The 25,500-nt window shown below is 68.4% G+C and carries 25 protein-coding genes; 12 read left to right on the top strand and 13 right to left on the bottom strand.

What is annotated here, in order from left to right; all coding sequences use genetic code 11:
• Positions 1-7: 7 nt before the first annotated feature.
• Entirely contained in the window at positions 8-775 is a 768-nt protein-coding gene (locus G4H71_RS03345; protein ID WP_072736803.1) for a deoxyribonuclease IV, read from the bottom strand.
• A gap of 74 nt (positions 776-849) precedes the next feature.
• Here G4H71_RS03345 and G4H71_RS03340 point away from each other — a divergent pair, with 74 nt between their 5' ends.
• Positions 850-2,019, top strand: coding sequence for a hypothetical protein (locus G4H71_RS03340; protein ID WP_246442604.1), 1,170 nt, complete (start codon positions 850-852; stop codon positions 2,017-2,019).
• A gap of 15 nt (positions 2,020-2,034) precedes the next feature.
• Here the strand turns inward: G4H71_RS03340 and G4H71_RS03335 are convergent, their stop codons facing one another.
• A complete protein-coding gene (locus G4H71_RS03335) occupies positions 2,035-2,982 on the bottom strand; it encodes an aldo/keto reductase (protein ID WP_072736804.1) in 948 nt (315 codons plus the stop codon).
• Positions 2,983-3,141: 159 nt separating this feature from the next.
• Between G4H71_RS03335 and G4H71_RS03330 the strand changes: the two genes are divergently transcribed.
• Complete coding sequence (locus G4H71_RS03330; protein ID WP_072736805.1) at positions 3,142-4,323, top strand: thiolase family protein; 1,182 nt, start codon at positions 3,142-3,144, stop codon at positions 4,321-4,323.
• Between the two features lie 89 nt (positions 4,324-4,412).
• The gene (locus G4H71_RS03325) at positions 4,413-5,372 is read left to right on the top strand and encodes a LysR substrate-binding domain-containing protein (protein WP_072736806.1); all 960 of its coding nucleotides are present in this window, start codon (positions 4,413-4,415) and stop codon (positions 5,370-5,372) included.
• Here the strand turns inward: G4H71_RS03325 and G4H71_RS03320 are convergent.
• On the bottom strand, positions 5,342-5,611 hold the full coding sequence (locus G4H71_RS03320) for an ANTAR domain-containing protein (protein ID WP_072736807.1): 270 nt from the start codon (positions 5,609-5,611) through the stop codon (positions 5,342-5,344). The genes G4H71_RS03325 and G4H71_RS03320 overlap by 31 nt on opposite strands.
• Before the next feature lie 154 nt (positions 5,612-5,765).
• Between G4H71_RS03320 and G4H71_RS03315 the strand changes: the two genes are divergently transcribed.
• Positions 5,766-6,848: a GIY-YIG nuclease family protein gene (locus G4H71_RS03315; RefSeq protein WP_072736808.1), complete on the top strand. Its 1,083-nt coding sequence runs from the start codon at positions 5,766-5,768 to the stop codon at positions 6,846-6,848.
• 22 nt (positions 6,849-6,870) lie between these two features.
• Here G4H71_RS03315 and G4H71_RS03310 read toward each other — a convergent pair whose 3' ends face one another.
• Positions 6,871-7,269 (bottom strand): MarR family winged helix-turn-helix transcriptional regulator, encoded by a 399-nt coding sequence (locus G4H71_RS03310; protein WP_072736809.1) that lies wholly within the window; start codon positions 7,267-7,269, stop codon positions 6,871-6,873.
• Positions 7,270-7,545: 276 nt separating this feature from the next.
• On the opposite strand from G4H71_RS03310, the gene G4H71_RS03305 reads away from it, so the two are divergent.
• From G4H71_RS03305 to G4H71_RS03275, 7 genes are all read left to right on the top strand, one after another.
• A complete protein-coding gene (locus G4H71_RS03305) occupies positions 7,546-8,604 on the top strand; it encodes a substrate-binding domain-containing protein (RefSeq protein ID WP_246442606.1) in 1,059 nt (352 codons plus the stop codon).
• A 184-nt stretch (positions 8,605-8,788) separates the two neighbouring features.
• Positions 8,789-9,826 (top strand): aliphatic amidase, encoded by a 1,038-nt coding sequence (locus G4H71_RS03300; RefSeq protein ID WP_072736811.1) that lies wholly within the window; start codon positions 8,789-8,791, stop codon positions 9,824-9,826.
• Between the two features lie 30 nt (positions 9,827-9,856).
• Positions 9,857-10,954 carry an AAA family ATPase gene (locus G4H71_RS03295; RefSeq protein ID WP_072736971.1) on the top strand — a complete coding sequence of 366 codons (1,098 nt, stop codon included), beginning with the start codon at positions 9,857-9,859 and terminating at the stop codon, positions 10,952-10,954.
• A gap of 126 nt (positions 10,955-11,080) precedes the next feature.
• Positions 11,081-12,340: an urea ABC transporter substrate-binding protein gene (gene urtA, locus G4H71_RS03290; RefSeq protein ID WP_072736812.1), complete on the top strand. Its 1,260-nt coding sequence runs from the start codon at positions 11,081-11,083 to the stop codon at positions 12,338-12,340.
• 102 nt (positions 12,341-12,442) lie between these two features.
• On the top strand, positions 12,443-12,946 hold the full coding sequence (locus G4H71_RS03285; protein ID WP_072736972.1) for an NADPH-dependent FMN reductase: 504 nt from the start codon (positions 12,443-12,445) through the stop codon (positions 12,944-12,946).
• Positions 12,943-13,443 (top strand): flavin reductase family protein, encoded by a 501-nt coding sequence (locus G4H71_RS03280; RefSeq protein WP_072736973.1) that lies wholly within the window; start codon positions 12,943-12,945, stop codon positions 13,441-13,443. The genes G4H71_RS03285 and G4H71_RS03280 overlap by 4 nt, the downstream gene beginning before the upstream one ends.
• 95 nt (positions 13,444-13,538) lie before the next feature.
• The gene (locus tag G4H71_RS03275) at positions 13,539-14,906 is read left to right on the top strand and encodes an acetamidase/formamidase family protein (RefSeq protein WP_072736813.1); all 1,368 of its coding nucleotides are present in this window, start codon (positions 13,539-13,541) and stop codon (positions 14,904-14,906) included.
• A gap of 6 nt (positions 14,907-14,912) precedes the next feature.
• Here G4H71_RS03275 and G4H71_RS03270 read toward each other — a convergent pair whose 3' ends face one another.
• The 6 genes from G4H71_RS03270 to G4H71_RS03245 form a co-directional block, all read right to left on the bottom strand.
• Positions 14,913-15,497 carry a class F sortase gene (locus G4H71_RS03270; RefSeq protein WP_072736814.1) on the bottom strand — a complete coding sequence of 195 codons (585 nt, stop codon included), beginning with the start codon at positions 15,495-15,497 and terminating at the stop codon, positions 14,913-14,915.
• A 3-nt stretch (positions 15,498-15,500) separates the two neighbouring features.
• On the bottom strand, positions 15,501-16,718 hold the full coding sequence (locus tag G4H71_RS03265) for an MSCRAMM family protein (protein ID WP_072736815.1): 1,218 nt from the start codon (positions 16,716-16,718) through the stop codon (positions 15,501-15,503).
• A gap of 111 nt (positions 16,719-16,829) precedes the next feature.
• Positions 16,830-17,798: an ABC transporter substrate-binding protein gene (locus G4H71_RS03260; protein WP_139183297.1), complete on the bottom strand. Its 969-nt coding sequence runs from the start codon at positions 17,796-17,798 to the stop codon at positions 16,830-16,832.
• A 25-nt stretch (positions 17,799-17,823) separates the two neighbouring features.
• Entirely contained in the window at positions 17,824-18,582 is a 759-nt protein-coding gene (locus G4H71_RS03255; RefSeq protein ID WP_072736817.1) for an ABC transporter ATP-binding protein, read from the bottom strand.
• A 1-nt stretch (position 18,583) separates the two neighbouring features.
• Positions 18,584-19,441: an ABC transporter permease gene (locus G4H71_RS03250; RefSeq protein WP_246442608.1), complete on the bottom strand. Its 858-nt coding sequence runs from the start codon at positions 19,439-19,441 to the stop codon at positions 18,584-18,586.
• A 53-nt stretch (positions 19,442-19,494) separates the two neighbouring features.
• The gene (locus G4H71_RS03245; RefSeq protein WP_072736819.1) at positions 19,495-20,814 is read right to left on the bottom strand and encodes an aryl-sulfate sulfotransferase; all 1,320 of its coding nucleotides are present in this window, start codon (positions 20,812-20,814) and stop codon (positions 19,495-19,497) included.
• A gap of 157 nt (positions 20,815-20,971) precedes the next feature.
• On the opposite strand from G4H71_RS03245, the gene G4H71_RS03240 reads away from it, so the two are divergent.
• Positions 20,972-22,021 (top strand): LacI family DNA-binding transcriptional regulator, encoded by a 1,050-nt coding sequence (locus G4H71_RS03240; protein WP_072736820.1) that lies wholly within the window; start codon positions 20,972-20,974, stop codon positions 22,019-22,021.
• Positions 22,022-22,081: 60 nt separating this feature from the next.
• Here the strand turns inward: G4H71_RS03240 and G4H71_RS03235 are convergent, their stop codons facing one another.
• The 3 genes from G4H71_RS03235 to G4H71_RS22505 all read right to left on the bottom strand — a co-directional run bounded on the left by G4H71_RS03235 (position 22,082) and on the right by G4H71_RS22505 (position 25,483).
• Complete coding sequence (locus G4H71_RS03235) at positions 22,082-23,590, bottom strand: high affinity choline transporter 1 (protein WP_072736821.1); 1,509 nt, start codon at positions 23,588-23,590, stop codon at positions 22,082-22,084.
• Positions 23,591-23,657: 67 nt separating this feature from the next.
• Positions 23,658-24,689 (bottom strand): isopenicillin N synthase family dioxygenase, encoded by a 1,032-nt coding sequence (locus G4H71_RS03230; RefSeq protein ID WP_072736974.1) that lies wholly within the window; start codon positions 24,687-24,689, stop codon positions 23,658-23,660.
• Positions 24,686-25,483, bottom strand: coding sequence for a hypothetical protein (locus G4H71_RS22505; RefSeq protein ID WP_246442610.1), 798 nt, complete (start codon positions 25,481-25,483; stop codon positions 24,686-24,688). Before G4H71_RS22505 ends, G4H71_RS03230 begins: the two co-directional genes overlap by 4 nt.
• Between the last annotated feature and the right edge of the window lie 17 nt (positions 25,484-25,500).

The raw sequence follows: 25,500 nt of genomic DNA, 5'->3' as shown, positions 1-25,500 counted from the left end.
CCGGGTCTCAGCTGCCCGACCGTAGGTAGGCGATGTCGTCGGCCATCCCGTCCGCCGGTGTCTCGAGCACGATGGGGGCATCCGCGGCGCGGGCGATCTCGGCGAGCACCTCGGGGGCGATCGTGCCCTCCGCGAGGTTGGCGTGCCGGTCGCGCGCCGAGTCGAACTCGTCCCGGGAGTTGTTCAGGTGCACCAGGTCGATGCGTCCGGTCACCGCGAGAACACGGTCGACCAGACCGGCCAGGTCCTCCCCTCCCGCCCAGGCGTGGCACGTGTCGAGGCAGAATCCGGCACCGTAGTCACCCACCGCGTCCCACAGCCGGGCAATGGTGTCCAGATGGCGCGCCATCGCGAAGTCACCGCCCGCGGTGTTCTCGACGAGGATGGGGACGGCGAACCCGCCCTTGTCCTCCTGGCGTTGGAACAGTTTGCGCCAGTTGTCGATTCCGGCCGAGACGTCCTCACCGTCGCGGACGTGACCGCCGTGCACGACCAATCCGAAGGCGCCGATGTCCGCGGCGGCCGTCGCATGTTCGGCCACGGCCTTGCGGGACGGCATCCGCAGCCGGTTGTTCAGGCTCGCGACGTTGATCACGTACGGCGAGTGCACCACGACGTCGATCGGGCTGGCGAGGATCTCGTCGCGCCTCGGGTGGGCGCCCGGGGTGTCCCACTTCTGTGGGTCGGTGAGGAACAGCTGGACCAGATCGGCGCCCAGCTCGGTTCCGGCCCCGACGGGGTCCTCGTCGCGCCGGACGTGTGCTCCCACTCGCATGCCGTCGAGGCTACCGCCGTCCTGGTGGGATCCGGTGGTTTCTGGAACAGTGGAGGCACAGTGGAGGAGGTGCCGTGACCGAGGCAGAGGCCGACGACGTGTTCGGGACCGAGCGGCGGGATCGGATGGCGGCCGAGGTCCGTCGTCGGTGTGTTTCGGCGCGGGTGGACGAACCGGTGGTCGACCTGTCGGCACCGACGGCCCTGCTGCTCGCCGCCGGTCACCTCGACGGGGACCTGCGGCGCGCCGTGGTGTGCAGACTGAAGGCGGGCCGGGAGTTTCCGGCACCCGGCAGCTACGGGGACCTGCGGCGCCTCCGCGACGAGCACGAGTTGCTCACCGCCAGGATCGCGGACCTGCGGGCCGGCCCCGTCTACCTCCTGGTACGGCACCGGCTGGCCGAGGTGGGTCGCCGGCTCGCGGCCTGGCGCTCGGAGGTGGTGGGGCCGGGGCGCAGCTACAGCACCGGAGTGCGGGCCGTCCGCCGCGACCGCCGCGACGGCGTGCATCTGGACCCTGCGCAGCGTGAGTTGCTGTTCGAGGCACTCGCCCGCACCCCGGCACCGGTCACGGGTACCGCGTTCGACCGCCTCGGTGCCACGGTCCGCTCCGTCACCGCGGAGAGGCTGGGGCAGGCAGGCGCCGGCTCGCCCGTGTCCACGATGCTCGACCGGGTGGCCGCCGCGGTCGGTGGTGACTCGTCCGGACAGAGTTTCACGGACGGATACGACACCCTGCTCTACCTCGCCGGCCGAGGCTACGAGCGGATCGAGGGGTCGAGCGCCTGGAGGTCCGAGCACTTCGCGGTGCAGCGCTATCAGGTGGATCTCGCAGACGAGTTGGTCCAGATCGCGACGGACACGGCCGATCTGCGCGTCATTCGGGACGAGCTGTCGGTCCTGAGTGGGCTGGCCCGCACGGACGCGGCCCGTGCGCAGGTGCGTGCTCGCGAGGCGGCGCTCGACCCGGTGTGGGATCAGTTGGTCGAGCGGGTCGCGGGACTGGCACGGATCGGTGATCTGCTCGAACGGGCGGACCTCCACCTGCGGTCGGCTCGTGCCATCGACCGGACGGTGAGCCTGGACAGCCGCATCGACGACCTGATCGCGCGGTCGGGCAGTCGCGAGCTGTCCACCGACAACCTGCACCACGTCGGGGACCAGATCGGCGACGTCGACGCCCTCGTGCTCGACTACCGCGCGACGCTGCATCGCGAACTGAGCGAGCTCACTTCCGGGCGGTGAGGACCACCCCGCGGGTCAGCCTTCGGCGGCGTCGGACAATGTGGTGAGCCGAGTCAGTTCGTCGGTGGTGAGGATGACCGAGGCCGCGTCGAGCAGGCTCGGCACCTGATCCACCGAGCTGGCACTGGCGAGAGGGGCGGTGACCCCGTGCCGGGTCAGCAGCCAAGCGAGGGCGATCGTCGAGATCTCCACCTCGTGGTTCGCCGCTATCTCGTCGAGCGCCGACACGACTGCGAGCGCCGCGTCGGAGAAGTAACTGCTCGCCATCCGCCGGCGCGGCGACCCCTCGAGGTCGGCCTGCTTCCGGTATTTCCCGGTGAGGAATCCTGCGGCGAGCGAGTAGTACGGCAGTACGGCCAGGCTCTCGGCCAGCGCCAGCGGCGCGAACTCCTTCTCGTACACGCGGCGATGGACGAGGTTGTAGTGCGGTTGCAGGGCCACCGGGCGGGCGAAGCCGTGGCTGTCGGCGATCTCGAGCCACTCCCGAATCCGGTCCGGCGTGTAGTTGGAGACGCCGACGTAGCGCACCGTGCCCTCGCGCACCAGGCCGTCGAACGCTTCGAGCGTCTCGGCCAGCGGTGTGTCCGGGTCGTCGTAGTGGGCGTAGTAGAGGTCGATGTGATCGACCTGGAGCCGAGCCAGCGATGCTCGAGCTGCCGCTCGGATGTTGTCCGGGGCGAGGCCGGGAAAGTCCGGATGCCGACTCACCTTGGTCGCGACGACCACCTCGTCCCGGATGCGTCGCGAACTCATCCACTTGCCGATGACGGTCTCGGACTCGCCGCCGGAGTTGCCCGGTGCGAAGGCGGAGTAGGAATCTGCGGTGTCGATCATGTTGCCGCCCGATGCGGTGTAGGCGTCGAGGATGTCGAACGAGGTCGATTCGTCGGCCGTCCAGCCGAAAGTATTGCCGCCGAGCGCCACCGGGAAGATGTCGAGGTCCGAACTTCCGATCGCGACCACCTGGGTACTCCGTTCCGTCGAGAGTGTCGGGATGCTCCGACGGTATCGCAGGATCGCGCGCCGGTCGGCGTGACCCGCAGGCGAGGGCCCGTCGTCGCTCGCCGGTCGGTTGCCCTACCATCGGCTCCACACAGGAGCAGGAACGGAAAGGCACGGCAGATGAGCACTCCCGAACCGATCGTGGTGGTCGACGGCGCACGTACACCGATCGGCAGCTTCGGCGGCGCACTGAAGGACGTCCCCGCACACGAACTCGGTGCCACTGCCGCGAGGGCCGCTCTCGCACGTGCCGGCGTCGACGGCGCCGATATCGGCGAGGTGGTGATGGGCTGCATCGGCCAGGTCGGTCCGGATGCGTACAACGCGCGGCGGGTGGCTCTCGCCGCGGGGCTCGCCGAGAGCACCCCCGCCTACACCGTCAACCGCCTGTGCGGCAGCGGCCTTCAGGCGGTGTGGTCCGCCGCGATGCAGATGCGTTGGGGCGGGCCGAAGTTCACACTCGCCGGTGGCGACGAGAACATGTCCCGGATGCCGTTCTACGACTTCGCGGCGCGCTCGGGATACAAGCTCGGAGACCGTGCACTCGTGGACGGCACGGTGGCGATGCTCACCGATCCGTTCGGTGGCGTGCACATGGGCCGCACCGCAGAAGCGGTGGCCCGCAGGTACGACGTGAGCCGTGAGCAGCAGGACGAGTTCGCCGTCGAATCCCAGCGCCGCGCGGCCACGGACGCGGCGAAGGCGGTGTTCGCCGAGGAGATCACTTCCGTCGAGACCGGTGGGCGCAGGTCGGTCACCGTCGACACCGACGAGCATCCCAAGCCGGCTACCACGCTCGAGACGCTCGCCGGGTTGCGCCCGGCGTTCGAGAAGGACGGCTCGGTGACCGCGGGCAATGCGTCGGGCATCAACGACGGTGCCGCGGCCCTGGTGCTCGCCACGCAGTCCGCGGCGCGAGAGAAGGGGTTGACCGGGCTCGTGACCCTCGAGGCGGTCGCCACCGCGGCGATGGATCCGGGACTGATGGGGTACGCGCCCGTCCTCGCGCTGCAGAATCTGTTCGAGCAGACGGGCATCACCCCGGGCGACGTCGACGTCGTCGAACTCAACGAGGCGTTCGCGTCGCAGGCCGTCGCGGTGATCCGGGATGCGAAGCTCGATCCGGAGAAGACGAACCCCTACGGCGGAGCGATCGCGCTCGGCCACCCGGTGGGTGCGACCGGCGCGATCCTCAGCCTGCGCGTGGCCCGTGACCTGGTGCGCCGGGATCTGGAGTGGGGCGTGGTGACCATGTGCATCGGTGGAGGACAGGCCCTGGCGGCCCTCTTCCGTCGCATCTGACGGTGGAGCCCGACCACGTCCGCCGATGAGACCGGACTCCGTCCGCCGATGAGACCGCTGAGGACTGCCGTGCGCGATACCGTGCATGTATGTCCCGGATCGACAACGCCCCGGCCTACACGATGCGCCAGCTCGCGGCGTTCGTCGCGGTGGCGGAAACCGGGACGATCAGCGGGGCCGCCGAGCGGGTACATCAGTCGCAGTCCGCGTTGTCGGCGGCGGTCACCGATCTCGAGAAGGCGCTCGGAGTGCAGCTCTGTGTGCGCAGGCGGGCCCGCGGTATCCAGCTGACACCCACGGGCGAGGCGGTGCTGACTCGGGCTCGCCTGTTGCTGCAGCAGGCGAGCGAGCTCCAGGACGACGCGTCCGGGGCGTCCGGGGAGGTGAGCGGGCCGGTCGCGGTCGGGTGCCATCCGGAGCTGGGTGCGCTGCCTGCGCCGTCGATCGTCGCGGCGTTCACGGCGCGGTACCCGCGGGCGAGAGTCGCGTTCCGGGAGGAGACCCAGAACCGGCTGCGCGCGCAGATCGAGGACGGTGAACTCGACGTCGCGATCGTCTACGACTTGGACCTGCCTCATCAATGGCGGACCCAGCGCCTGGCGTCCCTACAGCCGACGGTCGCGCTCGATCCCCGTCATCGATGGGCTTCGGGCGATCGGCCGGTCGTGCTCGCGGAGCTCGCCGACGAGCCGATGGTGTTGCTCGACGTTCCCCCGGGCTCGCACCACGTGACCGGTGTGTGCCGTCAGGCCGGCTTCGCGCCTCGGATCGCCTACCGGACGGCGAGCCCGGAAACGGCTCGCGCCTTCGTCGCGCGTGGCCTCGGATGGACGCTGCTGCTGCAGCGCCCGCGGATCGAGGTCACCTCGGAGGGGCTCGACGTGGTGGTGAAGCCGGTCGCCGGGCCGAGCCAGGCGGTCGACGTGGTGCTCGCGTGGCATGCGGAAGCGGTTCTCAGCCGGGTGGCGCGCGAGTTCGTCGCGTTCGCGGGACGGGCGGCGAGCACCCCGCCCACGAATCAGGCCGCGGTGCCGAACGCGCCGCGGTAGGGCGTCGAGTGGCTCCATCTCAGGGCGGCGGCGGTGAGATCGGAATCCGGCAGCGCGTCGTGATGTTCGCGTACGAACGAGATCAAGGCCCGGGCGGTCCGTCCCAGACCCACCTTCCGTTCGCGGGAGACGGCGGCGAGTTCGTCGAACGCGGCGTCCTCGGAGCAGCCGCGATGTGCGATCAGAACCCCCACCGCGATGTCGACGGCGGTGCGGGTCGGGTAGGTGGTGCTCGTCATTGCGGGTCCCTCCCTGGGTGGCTCGCAGGCGTCGGCGGTGGGTGCCTTCCATTGTCCCTCGTCCCGTCGTGGAGGCAAGGGTTCCGATCGCAGCGACTCGATCGCTACCGCGTCGAGTGCGGGTCGCACGGCGTGTTTCCCTTACAGTCAGGGCATGGCTACCGTCTGGACTGTTCCGCTCGACATCACTTCCCGCTGGCTCGCCTCCGCGGAGGTCCAGAATTTCCTCGCGTCCAACGACCTCCCGGACGCATCCGCGGATCCGTTGGTGCGCATCGCTCAGTTCGGTGATGTCACCCGTTCGCTCGAGCGCAACATCGGCCGCACCTTCTCGTCGGTACAGGCGGCGTCGACCGCGCTGTTCGACGGCATCGAGGGCGGCGTCCCGGTGGCCCTCAAGCTGGCTTCGCTGCGATTGATCCTGCGGGAGGTGTACCAGACCCGGCCTGCACCTCAGCCGTTGCCGCCCCGGGTCGCCGAGGAACTCGGCAGGTACGTGTACCTGCTGCTCGATCCGCGGACTCGTTCGGTGTTCCACGTCGGCGTCGGGTCGGGTGATCGCGTCTACGGGTACGTGTGGGAGGCGTTGGCGGAGAACGAGCGTCGGCAGTCGTTGACGGATCCGGAGCCCGCGGACGAGGACGTGCGTGCGGCGACGATCAGCCGGATCCGGGAGATCTACGATTCCGGTCTGGAAGTGGACCACTACATCGCCGCCCACCGGCTGGCCGACGACGTCTCGGTCGACACCGCGTTGGCGACACTCGTGGGCGGGCTCGAACTGGCCGAGCCGGGCGTGCTGACCAACAGGATCGGCGACGCTCAGGTGCAGGCGGTCGACAGTCTCGTCCTGAGGTACGCGGCCGAACCGGCCCCGGAGTTGCCGACTCCCTGTCTGTTGCTCGACGTTCCGGCAGCGGGCCGCCGCGGCATCACCGACGAGCAGATCTACGCGCTGGCCCGCGGCCCGTGGGATGCGGGGACGGCAGTCCGCGGATCGGCGGGCATCCCGGTCATCGTGTTCGCGGACAACGTCGTACGCGCGGCGTATCGAGCGCGGTCCTGGTCGATGACGGGAAGCGGGGAGGGGCAGCGCTGGCAGTACGACGCGGAACCGGACGCGGAGCTCGCCGATCGGTTCGTGGGCCGGAGGATCACGCCGGATCGTGTCGGCCTCAAGAAGTGGCCCGCACACGGGTGGATTCCGCACCTGACCCACGCACGCCCCGGGCGCTGAGCCGGGGCGCTCGCCCGCGGACTCAGGAGGATACGCCGGGCGCCATGATCTCACCGAACGCGGCCTCGGCGGCATCGATGCCGGACACGGTGCTCGCGTGCAATTCGGCACCGGCGGCCGAGACGTGGACGAGCACGCGCCGTCGGTCGAAGCTGTCCACCTCGCGGTGGGCGAGGGCATCGGTGATCAGCCGGTCCACGGTCCGGGTGAGGGTGGCGCCCGCCATTCCGGTGAGGGCACGGAGATCACTCATCGAGAGTCCGGAATCCCGGTGCCGCACCAGGAGCTCGAGAGTCAGCCACTGATCGACGCTCAGGCCGGCGTCGGCGGTGGCATCGGCCAGGCTCTCCGTCGCGAGCCGGGCAGCCCGTAGCAGTGCGAGAACGGGCCGGACCTCCGGTGTCGATTCGCCAGTCGTCACTCGCCTCACCACTCGATGTCTCCGTTCGGAACGTTTCCGACCGGTCTCGCTTCCTCACTCGGATTATGGCACGACGTCGCGCGCCCCGGGCCCGGCGCGCAGGCGGCCCGAAGGTTCACGATCGCGTAATCGGTCCGTGACCGGCACGAAAACGGGGCATCCTGTACTGGGTGGCGGGCGCACCGTTGCGTATCCGCCCTCGACGGTTTTCGATGGAAGTGATGGTCGGAGCTGTGACCGGGGGGCGCGTCGCAGCAGGTGAGAAGGCGAGAGGGAATGTCGGACGCGGGAGTGTTTCGCGTTGCCATGGTGATCCCGTTGCAGGGCACGGGAGGCATCTTCGGCCCCTCCTGCCGGTCGGTCGCCGAGCTCGCCTCCCACGAGATCAACGAGTCCGGCGGCATCCTCGGCCGCGAGGTCGAGTTGGTGTTCGTCGATTCCGGCCGGCCGGACGATCTGCTCACTGCCGAGGTGGATGCCCTGATCCGTGCGGGAAGAATCGACGCGATCACCGGGTGGCACATCTCCTCGCACCGTCACCTGCTCGCGGACGTCGTACGTGGCCGCATCCCCTACATCTACACGGCGCTCTACGAGGGTGGAGAAACCCGTCCCGGAGTGTTCGCTTCCGGTGAGGTTCCCGGAACCCAGGTGGCGCCCGCATTCGCGTGGCTGGGCCGGAATCTCGGTCTGCGTGACTGGGCCGTGGTCGGCCACGACTACGTCTGGCCGCGCACATCGGCCGCATTCGTCCGGACGGCTGCGCCCGCGCTCGGGATGCGGGTACACGGTGCGGCGTTCGCGACGATGGGTGACGAGGAGGCGGTGTTCCGGCTCGTCGATCACGTCGAGCATGCCGCGGTGGACGGCGTGGCGATGTTCCTGGTGGGCCAGGACGCCGTGGTGTTCAACCGGGAGTTCGCCCGACGCGGCCTGCACGAACGTACCGTCCGGTTCAGTCCGTTGATGGACGAGAACATGCTGCTCGGCAGTGGCGACGGGTGTACCGAGTCGTTGTTCTCCTCGGCCGGGTACTTTCGCTCGCTGGTCACGGCGGACACGCTGGACCTGCAGAGCCGGTACCTCGGCTACCACGGTGCGTACGCCCCGGCATTGAACAACACCGCCGAGAGTTGCTACGAGGGGATGGTGACTCTCGCTCGTCTGGTCGATCGGGCCGGGTCCACGGACATGGACCGGGTCAACGCCGCGGTGGACGGTCTCGCCTACGACGGCCCGCGTGGTGTCGTGGAATTCCGTGGCGCACAGGGTGTTCACGACGTGTATCTGGCCAAGGCCGACGGTTACGACTTCGACGTCGTCGCCGCTCTCTGACGCTCGAGTGACAGTTCGGGCGTACCCGTCGCCGGGCCTGCCTCCGGTCGCCGTGGCGTGACATCTCCATCCGATTCCGTCTCGGGTGTTGCGCTCTGCCCGCCCGCCTTCTATGTTCATGTGAACTATTTCCAAATGGAAATAGATCCGGAAGCAGCAGGCAACGGGAACAGGAGCACCAACGATGCGACACGGAGACATCTCGTCGAGCCCGGACACCGTCGGAGTGGCGGTGGTGAACTACAAGATGCCGCGGCTGCACACCAAGGCCGAGGTCGTGGAGAACTGCTACAGGATCGCCGACATGATCGACGGGATGAAACTGGGCCTTCCCGGGATGGATCTGGTGGTGTTCCCGGAGTACTCCACACAGGGGATCATGTACGACAACGAGGAGATGTTCGCCACCGCGGCAACGGTTCCGGGCGAGGAGACGCACATCTTCGCCGAGGCGTGCCGGCGCAACAAGGTGTGGGGAGTCTTCTCGATCACCGGGGAGCAGCACGAAGATCATCCGAAGAAGCCGCCGTACAACACTCTCGTGCTCATCGACGACACCGGTGAGATCGTCCAGAGGTACCGCAAGATCATGCCCTGGTGTCCGATCGAGGGGTGGTACCCCGGCGACACCACCTACGTCTGCACCGGGCCGAAGGGGATGAAGCTGTCACTCATCATCTGTGACGACGGCAACTACCCGGAGATCTGGCGTGACTGTGCGATGAAGGGTGCCGAACTGATCGTGCGATGCCAGGGCTACATGTACCCGGCGAAGGATCAGCAGGTCCTCATGTCCAAGGCGATGGCCTGGGCGAACGGATGCTATGTGGCGGTGGCCAATGCGGCCGGATTCGACGGGGTGTACTCGTATTTCGGGCACTCGGCGATCATCGGGTTCGACGGTCGCACCCTCGGGGAGACCGGCGAGGAGGAGTTCGGAATCCAGTACGCACAGCTGTCGATCTCGGCGGTGCGCGATGCCCGTCGATACGACCAGTCGCAGAACCACATGTTCAAGCTTCTCCATCGCGGCTACACCGGAGTGCACGCCGGCGGGGACGGGGACAAGGGTGTCGCCGACTGCCCGTTCGACTTCTACAAGACGTGGGTGACCGATGCGCAGCGAGCCCAGGAGCAGGTGGAGGCTCTCACCCGGTCGACGGTGGGCGTCGAGGAATGCCCGGTCGGAGTCCTGCCGACGGAGAAGACGGCCACGGCCTGACATCGGAATCGGAGGAAAGTGGAACGGCCGATGCCGTACATCAACGACCGGATCGAGCAGACGCGTCGCGCCGTCGCCGATACCGGGGACGACCGGCCCGACGCGCCGGTGTCTCGTGAGCGTACGCAGGGCTTGGCCGACGAACTCCGGCAGAGGATCGTCGGCCAGGACGGCGCCGTGGCCGCTGTCGCGCACGCCGTGGAGCTCGGCCGGTCCGGGCTGGGCGAGCCCGATCGGCCGCTTTCGTGCACGCTCCTGGTCGGCCCCACCGGAGTGGGAAAGACCGAACTGGTCCGGCAGGTGGCCGCGGCGTTGCGTACCGGCAGGGACGATCTGTGCCGGATCGACATGTCCTCACTCGCCCAGGAGCACTACATGGCGTCCCTGTCCGGCTCGCCACCGGGCTATGCGGGAAGTAGGGAGGACTTCAGCCTGTTCGACCGCAGTCGAGTGGAAGGCGACCCGTATCTGCCGGGAATCGTGCTGTTCGACGAACTCGAGAAGGCGCACTCCGCCGTCCTGAGGTCGTTGCTGCACGTGATGGACCACGGGATCCTGCGTCTGGCCAACGGCAACCAGACGATCAACTTCCGCAACGCGCACCTTTTCTTCACCTCGAACCTCGGTGCCCGAGAACTGTTCGCGGTACAGCGCAATCCGCTGTGGCGGATGCGACGCGCGGCCCGGATGCGCCTCGGGCGCCGGCCCGGAAGAACGTCGCTGTTCGATCGTGGCCCGGACCCGTCGGCAGCCATCGTCCGGCGCTCGCTCGAGCGGCACTTCGACCCGGAGTTCCTCAACCGGTTCGACGACATCGTCGCGTTCGATGCACTGGACGACGAGAGTGCCCGCACCGTGGTGGATCTCGAGATCGATGCGCTGATCCGACGATGTGCACGACGGGGGATCACGCTCGAGGTGGAGCGGTCGGTGGCCGAACTCGTCCACCGGCGCGGGTTCGACCGCGGCTACGGCGCGCGGAGTGTGCGGCGTGCGGTGCGCGCCTCGGTCGCGACGTCGGTCGCCGAGGCTGCGTGGGAGCGACGAGGCAGGACGGGTGACCCGCTCGCACTCCGAGCGGTCGTGGCAGGAGAGGAGGTCGTCGTTCGCGCGGCAACGGAGCCGTGACCGCGAACCGATGCCCCGCAGCGGGGCGAACGGCTCGGGCACATCGACGTGGTTCGAACAGTGAGTGGTTCGGGCAGTGAGCGTCGGGGCTCGTGAAATGTCGTGACGACACAGAAGGACTGACAGATGAGAAGGTCGTACGGAACCGCGGCGACGATCGCGGTGGTGACAGTGGCAGGGTTGGTGCTGAGTTCGTGTGGGAGTCGCGCCTCGGACACCGCAGGGGGAGCGCCCGCTCCCGGGGCGTCGTGCCTCGACACCTCCGGGCCCTCCGTGAAGGTCGGAACGGTCAATTCCCTGTCGGGGGCGACCGCGATCAACGAGGTCGTGATCAGGGACGTCACCGAGATGGCGATCGAGCAGATCAACGCGGACGGTGGAGTGCTGGGCAAGCAGCTCGAGCTGATCTCCGAGGACGGCGCGTCCGAACCCGCCGTCTTCGCCGAGAAGGCGCAGAAGCTGGTCCGGAGTGATTGTGTGGCAGCGGTGTTCGGTGGCTACACGTCGGCCTCGCGCAAGGCGATGTTGCCGGTGTTCGAGGACGACGACGCGTTGCTGTACTACGGCACCTACTACGAGGGCATGGAGGCGTCGCCGAACATCTTCTACACGGGCGCCGCGCCCAACCAGCAGACCGTGCCTGCGCTCGAATTCCTCGTCGAGCAGGGGGTGACCTCGCTCTACCTGGTGGGCAGCGACTACGTGTACCCGCGCACCTCCAACGCGATCGTCAAGGCGTTCGCCGAGGCACACGGGATCGAGATCAAGGGGGAGGACTACGTCCCCCTGGGCGGGACCGAGTTCTCCACGATCGCGAACAAGATCCGTGCCGCGCAACCCGATGCGGTGTTCAACGTCGTCGTCGGCGACTCGTTGGTTCCGTTCTTCCGGGAGTACCGCAACTCGGGAATGAGCCCGGACAACATCCCGGTGATCTCGATGTCGGTGGGCGAGGAGGAAATCCGTTCGATCGGTGCTGCCACCGTCGCGGGGAACTGGTCGACCTGGAACTACTTCCAGACCCTGGACTCGCCGGAGAACGCGGCATTCGTGGCGGAATTCAGGGCGCGACACGGGGTGGACCGGGTCACGTCCGACGCCATGGAATCGGCGTACACCTCGATCTTCCTGTGGAGGGAGATGGTGGAGAAGGCGGGATCGTTCGACGCCGCCGCCGTGCGCGAAGCAGCCGACGGGGTGACCTTCGACGCCCCCGAGGGGCGCGTCACGGTCGACGGGGACAACAACCACATCTTCAAGACCGCCCGGATCGGCGAGATCCGCGACGACGGGCTCATCCATGCCGTCTGGGATTCCGGGGAACCGATCCGACCGGACCCCTTCCTGGACGGCTACGACTGGGCAGCCGAGCTGTCGGGGCGGTGAGTCCGGCTTCCGGCCGCGAGGTTTCGATCACGTGTGATTCAACCCTGGCGGCGAGTGTCCACCACGGCGACAATCGAGCCGGACAGGAGGATTGTGCCCATCGTGAAGACAACTGTAATCGCAGGAAATCCGAAGGCCGGATCGCGCACGCTCGACGCGTCCCGACTGGTTGCCGAGGCGCTGACCGGGAGCGCGCCGGACCAGATCGTCGATGTCATCGAGCTCGGGCCGGGGCTACTCGGGTGGGGTGACGACGCGGTGGCGGCCGCCGTGGAGACAGTGTCGTCGTCCGACCTGATCGTGGTCGCCAGCCCGACGTTCAAGGCGACCTACACGGGTGTGCTCAAGCTGTTCCTCGATCAGTTCGGCACCGGGGACGGGCTTGCCGGTGTCGTGGCCGTGCCGCTGATGCTGGGTGGCGGGCCCGCGCACGCACTGGCGCCGGATCTGCTGCTCAAGCCGGTACTCGTCGAACTGGGTGCGACCACCCCGGCCCCGGGGTTGTACCTGCTGGACAGCACGTACACCACCGATTCGCGGATTTCCGACTACGTGGCCCGATGGGGCGGTGTGCTCACCGCGGCGACCCGGGTGCCGGCCGAATGAGCGCGGTCGCCCGGCCGGCCCTCGACGCCCGCGCACTGCGGGACGCGTTCGGTCACTTCCCCAGTGGAGTGGTCGCGGTGGGCGCCGAACAGGACGGTGTGCGGGTCGCGATGGCGGCCAGTTCCTTCGTGTCGGTCTCCCTCGAACCACCGCTCGTGGCGTTCTGCGTGCAGAACACGTCGACGACGTGGCCACGGCTCGCCGAGCACCCGCGAATCGGGATCAGCGTGCTGGGCGAGAGTCACGACCGTGCCGCACGCACCCTGGCGTCGAAGACGGGGGATCGGTTCGCGGGCTTGACCACGACGTCGGGACGCGGTGGTGCGCTCTTCGTCGACGGCGCACCGGTGTGGCTGAACACCACGATCACCCAGCAGATTCCGGCAGGCGACCATGCGATCGTGTTGCTCGGTGTCGAGGAACTGTACGTGCGGGACGACGTCGATCCGGTGGTGTTCCACCGCAGCGTCTTCCGGCGGCTACACCCGGGCGGGTGAGCTCGTCACGTGACGGACATCGGGCGAAACGTACCCGAAATATGTGAATAGTTGACTATCTGACGTTCGCTTCCCCGAGCGCCGGAGGTTCGCCCGTGTCCGACACATTCGCCCGCAACGCCGCCGAAATCCTCACCCGTGGCCTCGGCCGACGGCGATTCATGAAGGCGGTGGTGGCGGTCGGGGCAGGTGCCGGCATGGCGGGAACGGCAGTGGCGTGTGCGTCCGACTCCTCGGACACCTCCCCGACGGCGTCCGCGACGGGGCTGCCTTTCGGCGGGGACGTACCGATTCTCCAGTCCGGACAGGGCGATATCAGCGGGGACCACTACCTGGCGTCGGTGCCCGACGAGGTGCTCTGGGGCTACGTGCCGAACATCCACTCCGAGGCCGTGCTTCGGATGAGATCGGGCCAGACCGTCACCATCGACGCCGTCTCCCACGAGGGGATCCTCGAGGACCAGGGCCGTGACCCGATCACCTATTTCGGCGGCAAGGGGGTCGCGGAGAGCGATGTGCTCGAGGACGCGGTGGCCATCGCCGCCGAGTACGACCGTACGCCGCGCGACTTCGACAAGGACGGACCGCACGTCGTCACCGGTCCCGTCTTCGTCGAAGGTGCGGAGCCGGGGGACGTGCTCGAGATCGAAACCCTGGAGGCCACCCCACGGGTGCCGTACGGCGTGGTGTCGAGCCGTCACGGGAAGGGATCCCTCGCCCGCACTGCCGACGGCGGCGCACCCGCGGGGATCACGCTGGACGAGGTGATGCCGCCGATCGACACGGACGGGCGCCCTGCCGACCCGACGGAACAGGGCAATGTCTCGGTCTTCACGCCCATCGAGGACGGGCGCGGCGTGATGACGTTCGGTGAGGGCCGGGTGCGTTTCCCGTTGAAACCCTTCATGGGAATGATGGGCGTCGCCTTCACCGCGGACGAGGAACCCACCTCACCCAACGCCCATTCGGTGCCGCCGACGCTCGGTGGAGGCAACATCGACATCAATCTGCTCGGCACCGGGTCGAAGTTCTATCTCCCGGTCTTCGCCGAGGGCGCTCTGTTCTATGTCGGCGACCCCCACATGGCGATGGGAGACGGCGAAGTGGCACTCACCGCGATGGAAGGGTCGCTGCGTGGCACGTTCCGGCTCACGGTGCACAAGCCCGGGTCCGGTGACGCGCCGTCGGTGGCATACGACTATCCGTTCGCGGAGACGGAGGAAGCCTGGATCCCGATCGGTCTGTCGGACCCGGACGGTGCCGTGGACGGGCAGAGCAGCGATCTGAACATCGCGATGCGTCGCGCCGTGGTCAATGCTCTCGACTTCCTCGAACACGACCAGGGGATGGACCGGGCCACCGCGTACGCGTACCTGTCGGCGGCCGCCGACTTCACGATCTCGCAGGTGGTCGATCGTACGGTCGGTGTCCACGCCCAGATCGTCAAGTCGCATTTCGGCTGAGGCAACTCAGCCGACCGGCGTCGCGAACACGATCACGTTGTCGGCGTATCCCCAGGGAGCTCCGACGAATTCGCCCCCGCAGGTGATCAGGGCCAGAACCTCGGGGCCGTCGAGGCTGTTGAGCCGATCCACCGGTAGCTCACCGTCCTTCGCGGTCGAGTCGATCTCCTGGATGCGGTAGCGGCGCTCGGTGCCGTCGGCGAGGGTCAGTACCGCGTCCGCACCGGGAGTCAGATCGGGGAACCGCGCGGCGTACCCGTCGCCCTGGTCTGCGTCGTCGACATGGCCGGTGACCACGATCGTCCCCGCCCCGGATCCGGGTAGCGCCGAATCCGCCCACCAGCCGACGCGCTCCACGTCCTGGGGCGGTAGCAGTGCCCCGGCGACATCGGTGGCCACCGGGTCGATCACCGCATCCACTCCGTCGATCCCGAGGTTCACCGGCTGGGCCGGATCGTCGACTACTGCAGGAACCGGCGCCGGGAGGTCGGTCTGGGCAATGGGCCCACCGTCCGGCCCGTTCCCCGGGGCGCCTCCACACGCAACGAGAAGTAGGGCGGTGGCCGCGAGTGCGGTGACGAGACGCGGCACGCCTCAGCCCGCCACGATCGATCCCGACGGCACCGATTGCAGCCGGTGGCGTTGATCCGGGTTCCGGAACACCGGCTGCTGATCCGCCGCCAGATTGAGGACACTCACGGTGAAGTACCGACCGGGATCGACCCGGAACCAGAGCGGCTCGCCTGCGACGTAGCCGACGGGGGCCACCGTCTCCACGGCGCGGTAGCAGCCGGGCACCAGTGTGAGGTTCTGCTGTCCGCCTGCGGGGATCGAGACCTGTTCGACGAATTCGCCACCGCAGGTGAACACCTCGAACACGGCGCCGGGGAGCAGCGCGCCGGTGATCCGATCCTGCTTCACGATGCGTCCGCGGACACTGTCCGTCGGCGGCTCGGCTCGTCCGATCACGAAGTGGGCCACCGCGACCTGGCCCGGCGCGGTCAGCTCGACCCGGGAGACACTCGCTGACACGAGGGCGCTGTCCGCGGGTAGCCCGACGGCGCGAACGACATAACACCCGAGCGATGCGCTCGCCGAAGCCTGTCCGTCAGGCCCCGTGGTGACCTCGCCGACGAGGCGCTGGCCGTGGCAGCTCTCGATCGTGGCGTACACGCCCGCCACCGGTGTGCCGGCGGACTCGCTGCGAGCGTCGACCACCACCGTTCCGGTCTCGATCCCCATTACCGGCTGGAAATGGAAACCCACCTGTGCTCGAGGCGAATCGGCGGTCAGGGCCACCGTGTGCGGGCCGGGCGTCACCGTCTGGTAGCCGCTCGGTGTCGCGGTGAGCATCACCGTGTAGCAGCCCAGGGTGAGGGCGCTGACGGAGGTGTAGCCGTCGTCCCGGGTGACCAGTGTGTTGGTCGGTCCTCCCTCGCATCCGGTGACCTCGAGTACGGCTCCGGGCACCGGCGCGTCCTCGGAGATCGTGGACGCCTGGACCGAGATCGAGCCGAGGAGGGTGTGCTCGGAGACTTCGCTGCGCGGGGATTCCGGGACTTCGCTGCGCGGGAATTCCGGGACTTCGCTGCGCGGGGATTCCGGGACTTCGCTGCGCGGGGATTCGGGGACTTCGCTCCGCGGGGATTCCGGCACCGTGGTGTCCTGCGGTGCCGAGGTTTCCTCCGACACCGTGGCCGGAGGCAGGCCGGGATCCGAGGCGTCGGGTACGGGATCGGCGTGGGCACTGACCGTCGATGCGGTGATCAGAGTGAGGCCGAAGAGTGCGGCGAGGAGGGATCTGGTCTTCATGCTGGGTGCTCCTGGGCGTTGTGCGGCTACAGGTCACCCCCGACACTGGATACGTCCCTCCGGAGCGCGAATTCGTTAGCGACGTCACGAAAGCGTTATGTGGCGTCCTCCTCACCGGTCCGCATCCGGGAGGAACCGGTCTTCGAGGAACTCCTGGTAGTCGGGTATCCGTGCCCCGGCGTCGATCGACCCCTGCGCCTGTGCCCACTGCCCCAACTCGTCCAGCTTCTCGGCGAGTTCGGGGCGCAGTTGCAGGGCGAAGTCGAACTGGGGGAGGACACTCCTCAGCAGGTCCGGATCCAACTGCGTCGCGGAAGCCACGGCGGACACGGCGGAGTCGGAGTTGGCGGTCAACTCGGCGCCCGCGTCGGCCAGGGCGGCGAAGAACGCGGAGAGTGCGGTGCTCTTGTCCTCGACCGCGGCCGCAGTCGCGAGGTACAGGCTGTGCTGTCGGTAGGTCCCGCCGGCCAGCTCGACGGCGTCGTCACCGAGAGCGGCGACGACCTGGGCTTGATACGGCTGGAAGATCGAGACGGCGTCGACGTTCTGCTGGGTCGCGGCGGTCACCATCGCCGACGGTGAGACCTGGACGAGTTCCGCCTCGATCCCGTTCTGGTGCAGGACATCGGCCGCGAAGTACGAGGCGCTGGTTCCGATCGGCGTGCCGATGGAGGCACCGGCGAGGTCACCGACATCGGTGATCCCGGCACTGCGTCGGGCGACGATACGAGACCCCTCCCACCGGGATCCGTCCCCGATGACGCGGAGCGACGGCGAGCGGGTGAGCACGGCCGAGGTGGGGACGTCGGCTGCGGTGGCCACGTCGACCTGGCCCGCGGCGACGGCCTGGAGGGCCTCGACCCCGGACTGGAAGTTCACCACCTCCACGTCGACCCCGTGTTCGTCGAAGAACCCCTCGGCGGCGGCGACGGGTATCTGGGCCCAGGACGGGTCGACGACGAATCCGACGGTGAGTGCCGAGGAGTCGGTGGGACCCGCGTCGGTGCACGCCACGACGGACATCAGGGCCGCGGCAGCTCCCAGGGTGGAAGCCAGTAGTCGGGTGAGTGATCTGTTCACGGGAGACGGTCCTTTGCTGTGGGAGCTACCGATGGGCATGGTCCACCCCGAGTTCGTGGTGGAGGGTCTTGCGCAGCGCGCTGTAGCCGGGCTGGTCCGCGAGCGAGTCGGCGGGACGTGGACGGGGGAGGGGATTGGAGATCTGTTCGACGATCCGTCCACCGCGCAGGACGCTCACCGTGTCCGCGAGGCGGATGGCCTCGTCGATGTCGTGGGTGACGAACACGACCGTCCGGCCGAGTGTCGTCCACAGGTCGATGAGAAGGTCCTGCATCTTCAGCCGGGTCAGTGCGTCGAGCGCAGCGAACGGCTCGTCCATGAGCATGACGGCGGGCTCCCCGGCCAGCACCCGCGCGATACCGACCCGTTGCCGCATGCCTCCGGACAGTTCGCTGGGCCGTTGTCCTCCGACACTCGGGGAGAGTCCGACGAGGTCGAGCAGTTCCGCTGTCCTGGAACGCCGTTGTGCCGTTCGCAGACCACGGGCGCGGAGGGCGAAGTCGATGTTGTCGGCGACGCTCATCCAGGGAAAGAGGACGTCCCGCTGGAACGCGACGCCCCGGCAGGGGTCGGGGGCCCGCACCACCTCGCCGTTGTCGGTGACCGTGCCGGCGGTCGGTGTGATCAGTCCGGCGAGGCAGTGCAGCAGGGTCGACTTCCCGCTGCCGGATGCTCCGACGAGCACCCTGAACGATCCTTCCGCAACGGTGATGTCGATGCCGTCGAGCGTCGGCTCCGGTTGGCGGGGAAATCGGACGACGAGGTCGTGTGTCCGGATGGTCATGTCAGTGCTCCTCACGGGCCCAACGGGTGAGTGGTGACGTGGCCGAGGAGATCGCGAGATCACAGAGAGCGCCGACGACGCCGAGGACGATCAGGCAGAAGATCAGCCGATCGGCTTGGGAGAACAGCTGGGCCTGATAGATCCGATACCCCAACCCTGCTGTCGTACCGGTCATTTCGGCGACGACGATCAGCACGAACGCCATCGCGGCGCCGACGCGCAGGCCCGACACGATGTCGGGAGCGGCTTCGGGGAGGACCACGCGTGCCAGGGTCTGCATTCGGCCCGCACCGAGACACCGCGCGGCCTTCAGGTAGTCGACCGGGGTCGTCGCCAGGCCCGCATGGCTGTTGATCCAGACCGGAACGAACACGCCCAGGGCGATGACCAGCATCTTGCTGCTCTCGCCGAGGCCGAACCAGAGGATTGCCAGCGGCACGAGGCCGATCGTGGGTATCGGTGCCAGGAGCCGGAGGACGGGTTGCAGGAGATTTCGACCGGCGGTCGTGTTCGCGGTGATCATCGCGGCAGCGATTCCTGCGACCGCCCCGGTGACGAAGCCGGTGGCGGCCCGTTGGAGGCTGGCCGCGACGTCGCCGGTCAGCAGGCCGTCGGCCCACAGCGTGTGACCGGCCCACGCGATCTCGGGAACGCTCGGGAACAGCTCGCGCGGAAATCGTCCCGTGGCGACGACGAGCGTCCACACCAGGGCGGCCAGGGCGAGCCCGACGACCGTCCAGCCGAGTGTGCGCGAGTGCGGCACCCATGTCCCGAGTCGGGATCTCCATGTCGTCGGCGGTGGGGGTGGCGAGGCCGCGAGGCGGTTCTCCGAGGTCGTGCTTCGTACGCTGGTGGTCACCTCATCGACCTTCCTGGGAGTGTGTCGTGTCGGACGGGAAACGGTGCGGGGTGTCAGCGATGCGGGCGGCGATCGACGGCGCGTGGCGGGGTCTTCGCCGTGCCTTCCGGAACCCAGTCGAAGGGCACTGCCTGCGCGCGGTAGACCAAGGGGGTCACCGTGAGTCGGTCGACGCCCGGCACCCGGGGTTCCCGTACTTCCGGCTCGCCGGCGACACCGCGGCCCAGGTACGGGCTGTGATACTCCCAGGCGACGTCTCCGTCGGGCGTCACCTGGAAGAGTCGTCCCCGCATCCCCTCCGTGACGAGCGTGTTGCCGCCGGGAAGGCGTTGCGCGTTGCTGACGAAGGAGCTGAAGAACTCCCACGGTGGGAGTCCCGAATCCTCGGCCGTGTATTGCCACACGATCTGCTCCGTCGTGGGATCGATCTCGAGTACCCGTGAACCGGCGTAGATGCCCAGTGCGGCAGGGGGGTAGCCGGCGCCGCCCTGATTGTCGAAGACGAGGATGTTGCCGGCGCCGGGGAGCCCCGGGGCGATCATGTGGGGGTTGTGTTGCCCGGAGATCTGATCGAGGGGCCGGGGAACCTTGTGGACGTTGATGCGCTGATGCTGTTCTCCGGGCGTGGCGTCGAAATACGGCCCGAGCTTCCACACGACTGATCCGGAGGACTTCTCGATCAACGCGACGATGTTGGCCTTGCGGAAGCTGACGAGGACGTTGTCGGGATGGAACACCGTGCCCGGATCGCGGTCGTGCCATCGGTTGGCGCCCAGCGTCTTGGCGCTGTTCATCTCGAGGTAGCCCCAGGGATCGTCGGGGTCGCGGGCCACCGTCTCGCGGAGGGCGTGCCATCCGGCCTCGGAGAATCCCAACTCGCCGAGGTGGTCGCCGGCCAGCCATGTCCACACGATCTCGCCGTTCGGGTCCACCTCGTAGAGGCCTTGGTCGCCGACGGTGGCGGAGCCCAGGGCTTCCACCACGCGGGGCACGGTGACCAGGATCAGCCGATTGCCGTTCGGGAGGAGTTCCCAGTCGTGGTTCTGGCGGGCGGCTCCTCCGGGTGCCTGGTGGCCCCACTCCCAGACCCGTTCGCCGGACCAGTCGAGCTGACCGATCGTTCCGTTGGCATAGATCCCGCCCCGTGGATCACCGCTGTCGGACAGTTGTACTCCGATGTCGCCCACGCGTCCGCCGTTGACGGCGGGGTCGAGGAGGCGGGGCGGAACCCCCGGGTGCGGCCATTCGTGTGCCACCGCCCCGGCGAGGTCGATCAGGCGAGTGACCGAGTCGGCTCCGGTGAAGAGAACGTAGCTCTCGTATGCAATTTCGGGGTCGTAGAAAGTGACTTCGGTGACTCGTACGTATGCCATGTCTGCTACTCCACCAGTGTTCTGTTGCGTCCGTGAGTCGTCCACGTAACTGTTCTAATCGATTAGATTAGAGTGAGCCGGAGAGCCGGCACAGTGTAAGAATCGAGATGATCGCAACCCTTGGCGCTGGTGCCACCGACCTGACTGGATCCGATTCGTGAGAGCCAAACGCCCTACCCTCGCCGACGTCGCGGAACGCGCCGGAACGTCCACGGCGGTGGTCAGCTACGTGCTGAACAACGGTCCGCGTCCGGTGTCGGACGCGCTCCGTGCCCGAGTCGTCGAGGCACTCGACGAATTGAACTATCGGCCCGACCGTATCGCGCAGGCGCTACGGCGCCCACGGCGATGGAGGCAGGTCGGGCTCCTCGTCCCCGATCTCTCGATGCCGTTGTTCCGGACGCTCGTGGCCCGCGTCGAGTTCGAGGCGAGGGAGCGCCGGCACCTGACCATGATCGGCAGCACCGGGTTCGACCCCGAACGGGAAGTGGAGTTCGCCCGGTCCTTCACCGACGTGGGCATCGACGGACTGCTGGTCGTCGGTGCGGTCGATGCGCCGGCCACCGCCGAACTCTGTGCTCGGGCACGTATTCCGGTGGTCTGGGTGCACAACAGCCGGGGCCGGATCGAGGCGCCCGTCATCGGCGCGGACCATGTCGCCGCCGGGCGGCTGGCGACGCGGCACCTCGTGGACGAACACGGCTGCGACGACGTCGTCTTCGTCGGCGGGTTCACCGCGGAAGAGGTCCGGCACGGGGACCGGGAGACCGTCGCCCAGAGGCTACAGGGGTTCAGGTCGGTGGTCGGGGAGAGTGCCGAGGTGGTCGGGACCGACCTGTCGGCCGCGGGTGCCTACGCCGCGGTCGGCGACTTCCTCCGGCGCCGCGGTCGTGTTCCGCAGGGAATGGTCGTCGGCACCTACGGCCAGTCCGCAGCCGCCGTTCGTGCGGTCACCGACGCGGGCCTGGGTGTCCCCGGCGACATCCGGATCGTGGGATTCGACGCCGACACCGCCAACGACTACCGGCAGATCAGCCTCACCGCGGTACAGCAGCGGATCGACGCCATTGCCGGGCGCGCCCTCGGCTGCCTCCTCGACGAGAGCGGATCCGGTGGCGCGGATCCGGCACCGGACTGGTCCGATGTCCTGCTGAATCTCCGCGAATCGTGTGGATGTGCCGCGGGAGGAGGCCCCGTTCGTCCGTGAACCCCGAGAGGGGCGCACGTGCCTCGGCACGCGCGCCCCTCGGTCGGGAGGCGGTGGCGTCTACCCGGCGACACCGGCGGGAGCGGGCGCCTGCCTGGGTTCGGCGACAGGCGCGACGGGCGCCGGGGCCTGCGGCAGAGTGGGCGTCCGGGGCGCGGCGAACGTCGCAACGAGCACGTACGCGGCGAGCGAGACACCGGCCGCCAGGAAGGTGGTCCACCCGTCGACCTCCGCCCCGACGAGGTCGTTCGGGAAGTACAACAGCGTGTTGTCGACGCCGTAGATGGTGGGGGTGAGCACGAAGAACCCGACCCGCACGGTGATGCCGGTGACCACGGCCGCCGCCACCGCCCGCGCATCACCCCGCTTCCAGTACAGCCCGAGGATGAACGGCACGACGATGCTGGCCAGGAGCAGGTCGAACGTGAGGGTGAGCAGGATCCCGGTCTGCGGAACCCGCAGCGCCACGATCGCACCGAGCGCGGCCATCGGGAGCATGGCGAGCCGGGTGGCCTTCATGACGTCCGCGGACATCTCGGCGTGCTCGCCGCCGACTCGGAGCACGTTGCGTACGAGCACCGTTGCCGTCGAGAGCAGGATGCCACTGACGGTGGTGAGCGAGGCGATCACCAGGCCGGAGATGACCGTGATGCCGAGCCAGGCTGGTGCGTACTCACCGAGCAGCACGTAGAGGATCGGCCCGTGCGCGGCGTCCTCGCCGACGATCGTCACAGCCGCCAGCGCGACCAGGGAAAGCGGTACGCAGAGAACGAGAATGCCCGCGGCGGCCGAGAAGCAGGCACGCTGGGCGGTCTCCGGTGACCTGGCCGAGAACACGCGCTGCATCAGGTCGATCGCCACCAGATTGCCCAGTCCGAGAGCGAGGATGGTCGCCCAGTTGATCGCTGCCCCTTCCGCGGCGCTCGTCAACTGGCCCATGCCGCCGATGCCGAGCCCCTCCGGTGCGCTGAAGCCGGGGCCGAAACCGACCCAGAACGCGAGAGAGATGCTGCCGACGGTGAGGATTCCGAACTGGACGATCCCGGTGTACACGCTCGCGAACATTCCGCCCGCCATCGTGTAGGCGAGCACGAACGGGATGAGGGCGAGTACGGCCCACGAGTAGCTGATTCCGATGAAGTACTCGAGCAGGAAGCCGAGCGCAACGAGGTTGCCCGCGAGCAGGATTCCGAAACTCGCGACGGTGAGGACGGAGGCGGTGACCTCGGTGCCGCGCCCGAAGCGACGGGCGAAGAACTCCGGCAGCGTGACGATCTCGGTGGCCCGGAGCTTGCGCGCGAAGAACAGCCCGACGAGCAACACACTGAGTGCGATACCGATCGGCATCGCCGCGCCGGCCCAGAATCCGAACGACGCCGCGAGGTCTGCGCTGCCGAGCGTGGCGTTGGAGTCGACCACCTGCGACATGAGGATGACGGCGACGACAGGGGCGCTCAGTGAGCGTCCGGCGAGCAGGAAGTTGCCGGTCTTGCCGCGCACCTTGCGAGTCGAGTAGAAGCCGGCGGCCAGGAGTACTGCCAGACAGACCGCGACACCGGTGATGATCATGGAATCTCCAGGGGGTGAGGGGGAGTGGGTGGACGCGGCGTCGGGTCCAGGGACGGAAGGCGAGGATTCAGTGGAGTCCGGCGCCGGCCTCGCGGCCGAGCGAGTACAGCGGGCGGGCGCCTTCGGGCAGAGTGATCTGGCCGCGGGCCCGGCGCTGTTGGAGGTAGCGGAAGCTCTGGGCGGTCTGCGCGAAGAGGTGTTCCCCGGCGACGACCGGTGCGTACCCGGGTCCGTCCGCGCCGACGAACCGCTCGAGCGGTGCGACCGGGGTGTCGTAGTCGACGTTGAAGAACAGCGGGAACGAGTACCGCTCCTCGGCGACCTTGCGCACTCGGTGCGACGTCGCGACGAAGACGCCGTTCGTCCAGATTTCCAGCAGGTCACCGGTATTGAGGACGAACGCGTCGTCACGGTAGGGGACGTCGATCCACTCGCCCCGCCCGTTCATCACCTCGAGCCCGGGCGCGGTCGGCTTGAGGAGCGTGAACACCTCGTAGTCCGTGTGGGCGCCGATACCCGGCCGGTCGTCGGCGGAGGCGTCGTACGGATAGTGGATCAGCCGCAGCTGGGACGGGGGAGTGCCGACGAAGCGGTCGAACAGGTCCTCCGGTTCACCGAGCGACGCCGCGAAGGCACGCAGAACGCTCCGGCCGAGGGCGAACACCGCGTCGTAGTAGGACATGACGGACTCCGCGAATCCGTCGAGTTCGGGCCACTGGTTCGGTCCGAGCAGCGGGTTGCCCGCGAGGTAGTCGGGATGGTCGGCGGGCAGATCGAGCGAGAGATCGAATGCTTCCTTGCGGTCGGGTGTTCCGCCTGCGAACACCTCCTCGCCCGCGGGTACGTACCCGCGGTGGTTGGTCGAGTGGCCGATGTAGACCCGCATCTTCTCCTCGTGGGGCAGCGCGAAGAACCGTGTCGCCGCCGTCGTCAGGGTGTCGAACAGTCGGGGACTCACGCCGTGGCCGACGATCTGTGCGAAGCCGACCTCCCTGGCCGCTCGGCCGAGTTCGTCGATGGCGGCCCGACGTACTGCCGAGTCGGCGGACTGCAGGCCCGAGACGTCGATCGTGGGAATGGTGGTGAACGTGTCGGTCACGCGATGCTCCTTCGGGGCCGGGCCACGCGCCACCGCCGGGTGGCGGGCCGGCCGGACGGTTCGATGTCGGAGGTGGTGACCTCCGTGCCGTCCACGACGACGGCCAGGTCGGTGCCCTCCCGGAACGGCAGGGTGGAGCGGGTGATCGTCCACCGGTCGTCCCCGACGATTCCGAGGGACACCTCGCAGTCGAGCAGGCTCCGCGCCTCGGCGACGGTCACCGACGCGTCGAGGAGAGCGGAGAGCGATGCCCGTGCCGGGAGCGCTGTGCTGCGGGGCCGGGCGTACCCGAAGTTCCGGCCCGCGCGGAGCAGGACGGCGCGCGGGCTCTCGGTGTCGGCATCGGCATCGGCATCGGCGAGAAGGAACTCGGTGACCGGACCGGTCGAGTCGACCCGCCATTCCTCGATGTAGTCCGCGTGGAAGCCTCGTTCGAGGACGGTGTCCACGTCGAGGTGTTCGAGGGTGCCGGCGTCGGGGGCGACCGCCGGGTGCAGGTCGACGTCGCGGATCCATTCGACGTGGTCGGGGTGTTCTGCCAGTCGTCCGGCAAACGCTTCCTGGCGGGCGAGCAGGTGGAGGTCGTCGAGCGTCATCTCGTCCAGGCACCGCGCCGTCGGAGGCACGAAGCCTTCCGGCCGACGGAGATCGCAGTACAGGGCGTGGCCCTGCAGCCAGGTGACCGCGGATGTGACGTCTTCGCGGCCGTCCCCGTCGCGGAGCAGTGTGCGCTCGAGCCGGGTGCCACGGAGCGCGCTCACCACTCGCTGCTCGTGCGCAGTAATACCTGTCATGCGAAAGGAAACTACGC

Origin of the sequence: Rhodococcus triatomae (assembly GCF_014217785.1) — a bacterium.
Classification (GTDB): domain Bacteria; phylum Actinomycetota; class Actinomycetes; order Mycobacteriales; family Mycobacteriaceae; genus Rhodococcus_F; species Rhodococcus_F triatomae.
Note: the sequence above shows the minus strand (reverse complement) of the source record. Positions and strands in the feature narration are given on the sequence as shown.